At 69.9% G+C, this 13,024-nt stretch carries 7 protein-coding genes; 1 reads left to right on the top strand and 6 read right to left on the bottom strand.

The genetic code is table 11. From position 1 onward, the window contains the following. Positions 1-12: 12 nt before the first annotated feature. The 6 genes from C5O27_RS14365 to aspS all read right to left on the bottom strand — a co-directional run bounded on the left by C5O27_RS14365 (position 13) and on the right by aspS (position 11,973). The gene (locus C5O27_RS14365) at positions 13-1,386 is read right to left on the bottom strand and encodes a replication-associated recombination protein A (RefSeq protein WP_006356963.1); all 1,374 of its coding nucleotides are present in this window, start codon (positions 1,384-1,386) and stop codon (positions 13-15) included. A gap of 7 nt (positions 1,387-1,393) precedes the next feature. Further along, positions 1,394-2,635, bottom strand: coding sequence for a hypothetical protein (locus C5O27_RS14360; RefSeq protein ID WP_035751689.1), 1,242 nt, complete (start codon positions 2,633-2,635; stop codon positions 1,394-1,396). Positions 2,636-2,766: 131 nt separating this feature from the next. Next, positions 2,767-3,729 carry a transglutaminase family protein gene (locus C5O27_RS14355; RefSeq protein ID WP_006356965.1) on the bottom strand — a complete coding sequence of 321 codons (963 nt, stop codon included), beginning with the start codon at positions 3,727-3,729 and terminating at the stop codon, positions 2,767-2,769. After that, a complete protein-coding gene (locus C5O27_RS14350; RefSeq protein WP_127962981.1) occupies positions 3,726-6,482 on the bottom strand; it encodes a circularly permuted type 2 ATP-grasp protein in 2,757 nt (918 codons plus the stop codon). The genes C5O27_RS14355 and C5O27_RS14350 overlap by 4 nt, the downstream gene beginning before the upstream one ends. Beyond that, complete coding sequence (locus tag C5O27_RS14345) at positions 6,479-9,997, bottom strand: transglutaminase family protein (protein ID WP_006356967.1); 3,519 nt, start codon at positions 9,995-9,997, stop codon at positions 6,479-6,481. Before C5O27_RS14345 ends, C5O27_RS14350 begins: the two co-directional genes overlap by 4 nt. 143 nt (positions 9,998-10,140) lie before the next feature. After that, entirely contained in the window at positions 10,141-11,973 is a 1,833-nt protein-coding gene (aspS, locus tag C5O27_RS14340) for an aspartate--tRNA ligase (protein WP_127962980.1), read from the bottom strand. Positions 11,974-12,166: 193 nt separating this feature from the next. Here aspS and ypfJ point away from each other — a divergent pair, with 193 nt between their 5' ends. After that, on the top strand, positions 12,167-13,024 hold the full coding sequence (gene ypfJ, locus C5O27_RS14335; RefSeq protein WP_040003919.1) for a KPN_02809 family neutral zinc metallopeptidase: 858 nt from the start codon (positions 12,167-12,169) through the stop codon (positions 13,022-13,024).

Below are 13,024 nucleotides of genomic sequence, written 5' to 3'. Positions count from 1 at the left end.
CATCCGACGTGATCAGCGGGATCGGCGACGTGTGACGGCACCCCGGACGATGGATCTCAGGCGTGCCACGCGCGGCCCGATCTCACGTTCGAGCCCGTGATCGGTGGGCTCGTAGTAGTCGACGCCGACGAGTTCGTCGGGCGGGTACTGCTGGGGCACCACGCCGTCGGGATGGTCGTGCGGGTACCGGTAGGCGACAGCGTTGCCTAGTTTCTTGGCACCGGCGTAATGGCTGTCGCGCAGGTGGGCGGGCACCGCCCGGGCCTTGCCCGCCTCGACGTCGGCGAGTGCGGCGCCGATCGCCGAGACCACGCCGGCCGACTTCGGTGCGGTCGCCAGGTGGATGGTCGCCTGGGTCAGGGCCAGTTTGGCCTCCGGCATGCCGACGAGGTTGACCACCTGGGCGGCGGCGACCGCGGTCTGCAGCGCGGTGGGATCGGCCATGCCGATGTCCTCGCTCGCGTGGATCATCAGGCGCCGGGCGATGAAGCGCGGGTCCTCCCCCGCCGCGATCATGCGCGCCAGGTAGTGCACGGCGGCGTCGACGTCGGAGCCGCGGATCGATTTGATGAACGCGCTGGTCACATCGTAGTGCTGGTCGCCGTCGCGGTCGTAGCGCACCGCCGCGCGGTCGATCGCGGTCTCGACGTCGGCGAGGTCGACGTGGGTGGCCGAGTCGGCGCTGGCCTCGAGCGCGGTGAGGGCCCGCCGGGCATCGCCGCCGGCGACCGCGACCAGGTGGTCGTAGGCGGCCTCGGTCACCTCGACCTGCCCGTCGAGGCCCCGCGGGTCGGCGACGGCCCGGGTGAGGACCTCACGGATGTCGTCGTCGGTCAGCGACCGCAACTGCAACACGAGGGACCGTGACAGCAGGGGTGCGACGACGGAGAACGACGGGTTCTCGGTGGTCGCCGCCACGAGCAGCACGATCCGGTTCTCGACCGCGTCGAGCAGAGCGTCCTGCTGGGTCTTGGAGAAGCGGTGGACCTCGTCGATGAACAGGACGGTCTGCTGACCGTCGATGAGCCGGCGCCGGGCGACGTCGATGACGGCGCGCACCTCTTTGACTCCCGCCGACAGGGCGGACAACGCCTCGAACCGGCCGCCGGTGGCGCGGGCGATCAGCGACGCCATCGTCGTCTTGCCGGTGCCGGGCGGGCCGTAGAGCAGCACCGACGCCGCGCCCACGCCGCTGATCAGGCGACGCAGCGGCGAGCCGTCGCCGAGCAGGTGCTGTTGGCCGACGATCTCGTCGAGGGTCTGCGGACGCATGCGGACCGCGAGCGGTGCCGTCGGTTTCGGTGCCGCGGTCAAGCCGTCTGCACCGGGCGTCGGCCCACCGGCTCCGGCCCGGGGATCCACGGGCGGGTCGAACAATCCGTCCACGAGCCGATCAGGCCATCCAGATGCGCTGCAACGCGAGACCCGTTGCAGTCGCGAAGTCGGCGATCGCGTCCTCACCGGCGCGACCGGCGGCGGCCGCGAGGTCGGTCCAGCGGGACACGAGTACACGCGGATCGTTCGTGTGCAGTGCCCAGTCGTGGGTGAATCCGCCGGTGCTCTCGGTCGGGGTGCCAGCGGCGGAGCCCTGCAGTTCGGGGTCGAACGGGGTCATCTCGAGGCTCGCGTCGGAATCCGCACCGACCGCGTTCTCCGTGGCGATGAGGTCGGTGTCGGCGGGCAGCATCCACGCGGTCGACAGCCACACCCACAGCAGCCGGGCGACGAGCACCTTGCGCTGCATCTCGCGTTCGTGCGCGAGGGCCGGCCAGATCGGGTTCACCTCCGACCGCCAGGCGTCGACCATCGACACCTCGAGGTCGGTGGCACGTGCCGCGGCGCGCGCGGGCAGCTGGGCGGTCATGGTCACCACGGCGTACGCGATGTCGAGGGTGGCGTCGCGGAAACCGCCCCACTCGTAGTCCATGAACTGCACGCCGTCGTCGTTGATCATGATGTTCTCGGGGCCCACGTCCGACGGACTGAATGCGCGGTGCTCACCATCGTCGAACAGGGCGGCCGCGGTCTCGAGGGCCTCGATGACGCGGTCCGGCACCTGCACGCCGAGCGCGGCGGCGTGTCCGGCCAGTGCCTCGACGGAGCGTCGGGCCTCGTCCCGGAGGATGTCACGTCCCTCGGTGCCCGACCTGCCGCGGCGGACCAGGGCGTCGAAGTCGATCTCGCCGCCGACGGTGGCGGCGTGCATGCGGCCCAGGGCCTGGCCCCAGGCACTCACCGCGCGGGAGGTCTCCACCGGGTCGACGCCGTCGAGGTACTCCAGCATCGAGCGGCCGTGCCCGAGGTCGGAGAGCACCATCAGGCGCAGGTCGGGGTCAGAGGCGATGAGCTGCGGACCCGGCCGCGACTCGTTCGGGAGCGCGGTGGCGTACTTGTACGAGGCGATCTCCCGGTGGAACGCCTGCGGGTCCTCGTGCTCGGGCAGCGCCTTGATCACCAGCGAACGGTCCAGGCTGAGGGGGTTCTGCGCCACCCTCACCCGAACCACCGTCGTACGGCCGCTACCACCGAGGTCCTCCGGGTCGTCGAGGACTACGGAGGAACCGGCGCGGTGTGACAGCAGCGCCTCTGCCGCCCGCACCACGCTGGTGATGCGGCTTTCAGTAATGACCGTCATGTCGTATCCCAAGGTACCCGTTGCAACTGTGTTGCAACACCGGTGTTCATCCTTCTGTACGACCTCGGGATTGGTGAATGACGATTCAGACGCGCCGATTCCGGTGCCTCCCAGGGGTTTAGCGGACCGGCTCACAATTCGTGCCGGGTTGCGCCCTCGGTGGACACAACCGGAGGGGTCGCGCCGGCCGGGTCGGGTGATTCGTCCTCGACCGGACTGACGTCGACCGAGACGTCGATGTGGCTCTTGGTCGAGTCGGTGTAGATGACCCCGCGCAGCGGCGGGACGTCGTCGTAGTCGCGGCCCCAGGCGAGGGTGACGTGGCGTTCGTCGACCAGTTTGTCGTTGGTCGGGTCGAACGGCAGCCAGCGGCCGTCGGGCATCCACACCGCCGCCCACGCATGGCTCGCGTCGGCGCCGAAGATCTTCTCCTTGCCCGGTGGCGGATCGGTCGCCAGATACCCGGACTCGTAGCGGGCGGCGAGTCCGACCGAGCGCAGACACGCGATCGCGACCCGGGCGAAGTCCTGGCAGACACCCTCGCGCCGCTGCATCACCGTGTCGACCCTCGTCGAGATCGCCGTCGATCCCGAGCGGTAGGTGAAGTCGTCGAAGATCCGGGTGGTGAGGTCGGTGACGGCCTCGATCAGCGGTCGTCCCGGGGTGAACACCCGGGACGCATAGTCGCGTACCGACGCGGTGATCTCCGGCGGATCGAGATCGATGACGAACTCGGCGGCGAGCGCGGCCTCGCGACTACCGGCCACCGCCGGGCGCGCCGACTCCCAGGGTGCGCGCGCCGCGGGACCGATGATCATGCCCTGGTCGACGCCGTCGACCTCGACGACCGAGCGCGCGGTCACCGTCAGTTCCCGATGGGAAGTGCGGACGTGGAAGTAGCTGTCGTTGTTGCCGTAGACGTCGATGCCCGTCGACCGGTCGTCGGGCTCTGGTTCGATGTCGACGGTGGCCGAGAGCACCCGCTGTCCCGGCAGGTCGCGCGGGGTCAGGTAGCAACGGCCGTACGACGAGGACACGTCGTCGTTGTAGGTGTACCGGGTCCGGTGCATGACCCGGTAGACGCGGGTGCTCACATCTCACCCCCGCCCCAGATCGGCTGCGCCTGGCGCGGCACGGCGAAGCGGGTCCTGCTGAGCAGGTCGGACAGTTCACGGGAACCGGTTCGCAGTGTGGTCATCAGGTCGGCGAGGTCGGTCCGCCGACCCTGCGAGTCGACGCCGGCGAGGTCGGCCGGACCGCTCCGGCGCAGTTCGGCGATCATGTCCTGCACCCCTCGCTCGGCCCCGGCCGAGCGCAGCGGTTCGGGGACCGAGGTCAGGTCGTGGTTCATCTTCTCGAGCTGGAAGATCATCGAACGCGGGTTGGTCGGGTCGAACAGCAGCAGCTCGGCGACACTCGAGAAGCGGTACAGACCGCGGTTGCGGCGCCGGTAGATCACCGAGGACTCGTTGGCGGCGAGGTACGACTCAAGCAGCGCCTGTTCGGTGTCGGTGTCGTGGGCCTGCGTGAACATCGCCCGGGTGAGGTCGGCGAGGGTGATCGCGCGCTCGATGCGTCGACCGAGGTCCATGAACATCCAGCCCGGGTCGTGGACCATCGACTCCTCCTGGAGTCCGGTCAGGGCGAGAACACCGTGCAGGATCTCCTCGTGCGCCCGCGCGAGGTCCGGACCGAGGTCGAGGGCGGCGTCGCCCAGACCCTCGGTGCCCGCGTCGGCGGAATCCGCCCGCGACCGGGAGACCAGACGCGCGGTACTCGCGACGACCCGCTCGACGGGCGCCAGGACCATCCACGTGCTGGTCGACATCTGGTCGCGAACGGCGCGCGCGGCGCCGACGAGGCGGTCGACCGAGTAGGCAACCGAACCCGGGATCGACCGGGCCACGGTCAGGTCGGCGATCTTCTCGATGGCCTCGTTGACCTGTTCCGGCGAGGGCTGCCGGTCGGTGCCCGACAGCACCAGATCCGCGGTGTCGAGGTAGCCGTCGGTCCCCGTGATCGTCGTGACCACATGGAGCAGCAGGGGCACCGCCGGGGTACCCGACATCCACGGCCGGTACTGGAAGTCCTGATAGCGCTGGCGGGAGACCTTCGCGAGGCGGGTGACCTGCTCGGTGCGTTCGGCGTAGCGGCCGAGCCAGAACAGGTCGGCGAGCACACGCGGACTCGCGGCGGCCGCGACCTCGGAGTACTCGAGCGAGACGGGACGCCCCGCCTCCGGGATGACCTCACCGGCCGGTTCGACGCGGGTCTCCGAACGACGCGACACATGTCCGCCGACCTCGGTACTGGTGACCCAGACGTCCTTGGCCGACACGACGTGGTGGGCGGCCCCTTCGACGCCGTCGGCCAGGACGGCGCCGAGGCCGCCGGGCATCACGGCGTAGGTGGGACCCTGGGCGACGCTGAACGCGCGAATCGACACGGGTGCGGCGCGCAGCGCGGTGGTGTGGCGTCCGGGTCGTGTCCCGGTGGTGACGGTCGGCGCCACCGAGTAGGCGTCGAGTTCGTGTCCGACCCATCGCCAGGTCTGCGCGTCGATCCGCGCGACGACCTCGGCCCGGGTCCGCGCGTCGAGCAGCGGGCCGACGAACTCCTCGCCAGTCCGGGTGTTGGTGAGCACAAGCGATCCGACGCGGCTCTGGATCTTGCTGCGCTCCAGGTCATCTCCGGCCCAGTAGGTGCTGACCGAGCCGAGCGCGAGCTCCTCGTCGAGCAGGACGGGTGCGAGTCGTTCGAGCACCGTGTGCAGGGCGGGGTTCTCGAGAACACCGGAACCGAGCGTGTTCAGCACCGTGACGTTGCCGCGCGAGATCGCCTCGACGAGACCGGCGACGCCGAGCCGGGAGTCGGTCCGCAGATCGAGCGGGTCGGCATAGGCGGCGTCGACCCGGCGCAGCAGGACGTCGACCCGCTTGTACCTGCCGAGAGAGCGCATGTAGACCGCGCCGTCGCGCACGGTGAGGTCCGCACCCTCGACCAGCGGGTAGCCGAGCGCCGACGCGAGATACGCCTGGTCGAAGGCGGTCTCGGACATGCTGCCGGGGCTGAGCACGGCGACCGTCGGATCGTCGACACCGGGTGGGGCGTACTCGGCGAGCGCGAGGCGCATCGTCCCGGCGAAACCGGTCACCGGGCGCGGCGCGCACGCCTGGAAGAGCTGCGGGAGGGCCTTGGTCAGCAGGCGCCGGCCGACGATCGAGAAACCGATGCCCGACGGGGCCTGGGTGCGGTCGCGGTAGACCACGAACCGACCGTCGGCGGACCGCGAGATGTCGACCGCGTGCAGGAACAGGGCATGGGGTCCGGCGACCTCGAGGCGCGCCGCCTTGCGGATGTAACCGGGGTGCCCGAAGACCATCTCCGGCGCCACGAGACCGGAGGTGATGGTCTTCTGATCGCGGTAGAGATCGCGCAGCAGCAGATCGAGCAGCATCGAGCGCTGCGTGATCGCCTTCTCCAGCTCGGCCCACTCGACGCCGTCGACGAGGAGCGGCACCGCATCGATGTCCCAGTCGCGGGTGTGGGTGGTCTGACCGTCGAACTCGTTGTAGACCACGCCGTCGTCCCGGACGGCCGCGGCGAGCCGGTCCGCGGACTCGCGCAGGCGGCTGTCACCGCGCCGCTGATACAGCCGCACAAGGTCTTCCCACGCGGGACGGACCATGCCGGCGGAGTCGAGGAGCTCGTCGTAGTGGGCCCCGGAAACGAGGTCGGGATCGCCGGTTCCGGCGACGTCGAAGAGCGTGTAACCCTCGTCACGGTAACGGTCGAAAACCGTGGATGCATCGAACACCGCGGAAGCGTTGCCCGGTGGAGAGGTCACCGGAGAACTGTACGTGCCCGCCGTAGATCGAGGATCCCGGGGACCCCGAAGTCGATGGCCTGCCGGGCCTGTCGTTCCCGGAGCAATCCGACGTCGACGGTGCCGGTGGTGTGACCCGACGCCTCGAAGCGCCCGTTGCGACGCGATTCGGCCTCGACGGCGTTCACCGGCGGGCGGTCGTAGGCGCGACCACCCGGGTGGACGACGTGGTAGGTCGCACCGCCCACCGACCGGCCGTTGACGGTGTCGACGAGGTCGAAGGTCAGCGGGGTGTCGATGCTGATCGACGGGTGCAGAGCGCTCGGGGGCTGCCAGGCCCGGAACCGGATGCCGGCGACCCGTTCGCCGGTGCGGCCGGTGGACCGAAGCGGGATGGGGAAACCGTTGCAGGTCAACAGGTACCGGTCGTCCTCGCCGCCGAGGACACGCACCTGGACCCGCTCGACGGAGGAATCGACGTACCGGGCGGTGCCGGTTCCGGTCGACTCCTCCCCCAGCGTGTTCCAGGGTTCGATGGCACCGCGGAGTTCCACTTCCTGATCACGGATCTGCACGGTTCCCAGACGCGGGAAACGGAACTCGGTGAACGGGTCGAGCCAGGCGGTCTCGAACGGGTAGCCCGCCTCACGGAGCTCCTCGGCGACGAGCGCGATGTCCTCGATGACGTAGTGCGGCAACAGATGTTTGCCGTGCAGGTCGCCGCCGTGGCGGATGAGCCGGGCGCGGTAGGGCTTCTCCCAGAACCACGACACCAGACTGCGTACGAGCAGCGACTGGACCATCGCCATCCGGTGATGCGGCGGCATCTCGAAGGCGCGCAGTTCCAGCAGGCCGAGACGGCCGCGGACCGAGTCAGGACTGTACAGCTTGTCGATGCAGAACTCGGCGCGGTGGGTGTTGCCGGTGATGTCGGTGAGCAGATGCCGCAGCGCACGGTCGGTGACCCACGGATTGGGTGCGTTCGTATCGGGCTCGTCGGCGCTGTGGGCGCCCTTGGGGCCGGTCCCACGCGGGTCCGCGACCGTGGCGGCGAGCCGGTCGATCTCGGCGAGGGCGATCTCGAGTTCGTAGAGCGCCGATTCCCGGCCCTCGTCGACGCGCGGCGCCTGCGAGGTGGTGCCGATGAAGCGGCCGGAGAACAGATACGACAGCGACGGGTGTCGCTGCCAGTAGGTCAGCATCGACGCCAGCAGGTCGGGGCGGCGCAGCATCGGCGAGTCGGCCGGCGTCGTCCCGCCGAGCGTGATGTGGTTACCGCCGCCGGTGCCGCCGTGACTGCCGTCGAGGTCGAAGCTCTCGGTGCCGAGCCGGACCTGGCGGGCGTGGTCGTAGAGGGACTCGAGCAGTTCGGACTGTTCGGCGAAGCTCGCCGTCGGCTGGATGTTGACCTCGATGACGCCGGGGTCGGGGGTCACCGACAGTGACGTGAGACGCGGATCCGACGGCGGCCCATAGCCTTCGATGACAACCGGGGTCGACGTCGCCGCGGCGGCGCCCTCGACGAGTTCGATGAGGGCGAGGAACTCCTCGCCGGTCGAGGTGGGCGGCATGAACACATAGGTCACGCCGTCGCGGACCTCGGCGACCACCGCCGTGCGCGGCAGGAACTCGGACGGGTCCACCGCGCGTACGGAGTGGCCGAGTGCTTCTGCCGGGTCGGCCGGAAGTGCTTCGCGTCGCGCCGTCGGGTCGGCCTCGAACATGGTCGGCGCCGGCCCCCACGACAACGAGTTCAGCGGCAGACGGAGACCCGCCGGCGAGGTGCCCGGGGTGAGGACGATGCGGCCGCGTCGCAGGGACCACACCGCGCTCTGCCAGGCGGTCCGGTCCTCCGACCGGTTCAGCGGCAGGACGTAGGCGCTGGGGTCGTCGACCGCGGCGTCGAGCCGGGCCAGCAGTGAACGGCGTCGCGCCACCGAGTCCTTCTCGGGCGCCAGCTCCTCCTCGTCGCCGTCCTGCAGGGTCTCCAGGTCGACGTCGAACTCCGACTGGGCGAACTTCCGGGCCGTGGGCAGGGTCGGGTCGTCGCCCGGGTCTCCGGGCGGCATGGCGGCCAGCTCGCGCATGCGCACCAGCGGGTCCTCGTAGGCCGGCATCACCTGGTCGGTGGGCAGGCCGAGGTCGGTCGCGAAGGCGGTCAGCAGCTTCTGTGCGGGCTCGGCGTCGACGGTCTTGTCCGGGTGGGCACCGTAGGTCTCGGTCTCGATCGCCGACGCGCATTGTTCCGGCGTCGACCACGGGTCGGCGAGCAGGTCCGGATCACGCCAGACCGGCTCGCCGTCGGCACGCCACATGATCTCGATCTGCCAGCGCGGCAACGGTTCTCCGGGATACCACTTGCCCTGGCTCCGCTGGATGAGGCCCTGCGGCGCGTAGGCCGCCTTGAGACGCTCGGCGAGCCGGGACGCCAGAAGCCGTTTGTGCGGGCCGTCGGCGGCGGTGTTCCACTCGGGCGCGGTCTGGTTGTCGATGGAGACGAAGGTCGGCTCGCCACCCATCGTGAGACGCACGTCGTTGCGCTCCATGCGTTCGTCGACGAGCGCACCCAGGTCGACGACGCGATCCCACTGCTCGGGCGTGTACGGCAGGGTGACGCGCGGATCCTCGTGGAAGCGCGTGACGGTGTTGGAGAAATCGAGCGTGGCGTGGCAGGGGCCGGTCGCGCCGGTGATCGGTGCGGCGCCCACCGGATGCGGTGTCGCCGCGAGCGGGATGTGTCCCTCCCCCGCGAACAGGCCGGAGGTCGGGTCCAATCCGACCCAGCCGGCACCGGGCAGGTACACCTCGGTCCACGCGTGGAGGTCGGTGAAGTCGGCGTCGGGACCCGACGGGCCGTCGAGCGACTTGATGTCGGAGGTCAGCTGCACGAGATAGCCGGACACGAACCGCGCCGCGAGACCGAGTTCGCGCAGCAGGGCCACGAGCAGCCAGGCGGAGTCACGACAGGAACCGATCGCACTCGACAGCGTGAACTCGGGTGTCTGCACACCCGCCTCGAGACGCACGGTGTAGCCGACCGCCTCGCGTACCGCGCTGTTCAGCGCCACCAGGAAGTCGATGACGCGTGTCCTGCCGACCGGCTTGTGCTTCGCGGCGAACGCGGCGACCTCCGGATGCACCGGCGCACCGGCGAATTCGCCCTCGCCGACACCGACCGGGCGCAGGAAGATCTCCAGGTCGCGGCGCAGCTCCTCCGGGTACTCGAACCCGTAGTGCTCGGCCCGGTCCTCGATGAAGAAGTCGAAGGGGTTGATCGCGGTCAGGTCGGCCACGAGGCTGACGGTGATGCTCAGCGTGGTCGAGGGTTCCGGGAACACCAGCCGCGCGAGGTAGTTGCTGAACGCGTCCTGCTGCCAGTTGAGGAAGTGCTCCCCCGGCTCGACCTTCAGCGAGTACGCCTCGATCGGCGTCCGCGAATGTGGTGCCGGGCGCAGCCGGACCACGTGCGGGTAGATCTTCGTCGGGCGATCGAAGGAGTAGCTCGTCCGGTGCTCGAGGGCCACCTTGATCGTCACCGGCGTACCTCCGGATTGCACGCGCTCGCAGACATGGGAGTGATCACACCACAGATGCCCAGCGGCCGCCCGTCGGCGATCGCGCACAGACGACAGCGGTGGCCGAACTCACGCTCGGCCACCGCTTTTCGTTCTCTGGGGATCTACTTGTCGGCTGCTGCCTTCTGCTCGGCCGCCTTCTCGGGGGCGCCATCGGCCCGCTCGGCTCCGCCGCGCGGTGCCGGCTTGGCGTCGATGCCCGACTCCTTGCGCTGCTGCGGGGTGATCGCCGCGGGTGCATCGGTCAGCGGGTCGACGCCGCCGCCGGACTTCGGGAAGGCGATGACCTCGCGGATGGAGGACTCACCGGCGAGCAGCGCGGTGATGCGATCCCAGCCGAAGGCGATGCCGCCGTGCGGCGGGGCGCCGTAGGCGAAGGCGTCGAGGAGGAAACCGAACTTCTCCTGCGCCTCATCGTGCCCGATGCCCATGATCTCGAAGACGCGTTCCTGGACGTCACGCTGATGGATACGGATCGAGCCGCCGCCGATCTCGTTGCCGTTGCAGACGATGTCGTAGGCGTAGGCCAGTGCCTCGCCCGGATCGGTGTCGAGCTTCTCCATCGACTCCGGCTTGGGCGAGGTGAACGCGTGGTGCACCGCGGTCCAGGCCGAATGTCCGAGTGCGACGTCACCGGACGCGGTGGCGTCGGCGGTCGGTTCGAACATCGGTGCGTCGACGACCCACACGAACGCCCAGTCATCCTGCTTGATGAGACCGAGCTTCGAGGCGATCTCGCCGCGCGCCGCACCGAGCAGGGCGCGGGTCGGCTTGACCTCGCCGGCTCCGAAGAAGACGCAGTCGCCCGGCTTCGCGCCGACATGGGCGGCCAGACCGGCGCGCTCCTCCTCCGACAGGTTCTTGGCGACCGGGCCGGACAGCGTGCCGTCCTCGGCGATGAGCACGTACGCGAGACCCCGGGCGCCGCGCTGCTTGGCCCATTCCTGCCAGGCGTCGAGCTGACGACGCGGCTGCGACGCCCCGCCCGGCATGACGACGGCACCGACGTACGGGGCCTGGAAGACGCGGAACGGGGTGTTCGCGAAATACTCGGCGCACTCGACGAGTTCGATGTCGAATCGCAGATCCGGCTTGTCCGAGCCGTAGCGACGCATCGCGTCGGCATAGGTCATGCGCGGGATCGGGGTCGAGATGTCGACGCCGATCAGCTTCCACAGCGCCACCAGGATCTCCTCGGCGACCGCGATGACGTCGTCCTGGTCGACGAAGCTCATCTCGATGTCGAGCTGGGTGAACTCGGGCTGGCGGTCGGCGCGGAAATCCTCGTCGCGGTAGCAACGCGCGATCTGGTAGTAGCGCTCCATGCCTGCGACCATCAGCAGCTGCTTGAACAGCTGCGGGCTCTGCGGCAGGGCGTAGAAGGTGCCGGGCTGCAGGCGCGCGGGCACCAGGAAGTCACGGGCGCCCTCGGGCGTCGAGCGGGTCAGCGTCGGGGTCTCGATCTCCACGAAGTCGTGGGCGGCGAGGACACCGCGGGCGGCGGCGTTGGCCTTCGACCGCAGGCGCAGGGCGGCGCTCGGACCCGCGCGGCGGAGGTCGAGGTAGCGGTGACGCAGCCGCGCCTCTTCGCCCGGCGACTCGTCGAGCTGGAACGGCAGCGGCGCCGACTCGTTGAGCACCTCGAGTTCGACGGCGTTGATCTCGATCTCGCCGGAGCTCAGGTTGGGGTTCTCGCTGCCCTCGGGACGGACCTCGACCACGCCGGTGACGGCGACGCAGTACTCGGCGCGCAGGCGGTGGGCGGCCGCGGCGACCGACTCCTCGCGGAAGACCACCTGAACCAGGCCGGTGGAGTCGCGCAGGTCGATGAACACCACACCGCCGTGGTCGCGTCGGCGCGCGACCCAACCGGCGACGGTGACGGTCTGCGACGCGTCGGCCCGGCGCAGCGAACCTGCGGAATGCGTGCGGAGCACTGAGAGTCCTTCCCAACGTCGTGCGGCCGGCCCGGTCTCGCGGGCGGCGACGGAGGCGTTGTTTGTGTCGGCTTGTTCGTGACCCGGTGGAAACGCAGGCCAGGTACCCATCGTGCCGCATCGGCGTCGGTGTCCTGAACCCGGCCACCCGGAGATGCCCGGTCCGCGCACCGCGGCGTGCCAGAATGACCGCGTGACATTCCAAGGCAGCGGATCGATCGACACCGGCAACGTCTCCGGCGGCGGCGGTGGCGGTGTCGGGCGGATCGCGCTCGGCGGTGGTGCGGGTCTCATCATCACGATCGTGGCGCTGCTGTTCGGCGTGAACCCCGGTGAACTCCTCGGCAGCCAGGCCCCTCAGCAGGGCACCTCGTCGGGTGCCGCCGAGATCCAGCAGCAGCTCGACTCCTGCACCTGGGAGATGGCGAACGAGAACACCATCTGCCGGATCAAGGCGACCACCGTCAGCCTCGACGAGGTGTGGTCGGAGCTCATGCCCGGCTACCAGCCGCCGAAGACGGTCATCTTCGCCGACTCGGTCGACACCGGGTGCGGCGCGGCCAGTGCGGCGACCGGGCCGTTCTACTGCCCCGCGGACAGCACCGCGTACTTCGATCCGTCCTTCTTCACCCAGCTGCGCCGCATGGGTGGCAGCGACGGGCCGCTCGCCCAGGAGTACGTGGTGGCCCACGAGTACGGACACCACATCCAGAACCTGACCGGCGCCCTGGCCAAGGGGCAGCGGATGGGCTCGCAGGGACCGCGGTCGGGTTCGGTGCGCGTGGAGCTGCAGGCCGACTGCCTCGCCGGTGTCTGGGCGTACCACGCCGACAACGGCCCCGACGCGTTGCTCGCCCCGATCTCCGAGCAGCAGATCTCCTCGGTCATCCAGACCGCCAAGGCAATCGGCGACGACACCATCCAGGGCCCGGGTTCCAACCCGGAGGGTTGGACGCACGGATCGGCCACGCAACGCGCGAAGTGGTTCGGCATCGGGTACCGGTCCGGTGACCCCAACCGGTGCGACACCTTCGCGACCAACGATCTCTGA

It is taken from the genome of Gordonia alkanivorans (assembly GCF_004011905.1).
GTDB lineage: Bacteria > Actinomycetota > Actinomycetes > Mycobacteriales > Mycobacteriaceae > Gordonia > Gordonia alkanivorans.
The sequence above is the reverse complement of the archived record's forward strand: the minus strand, read 5'-3'. Positions and strand labels throughout refer to the sequence as shown.

Coding starts and splice junctions, on each gene's coding strand:
- C5O27_RS14360 (WP_035751689.1), bottom strand. CDS start 2,635: ATGACGGTCATTACTGAAAGCCGCATCACCAGCGTGGTGCGGGCGGCA.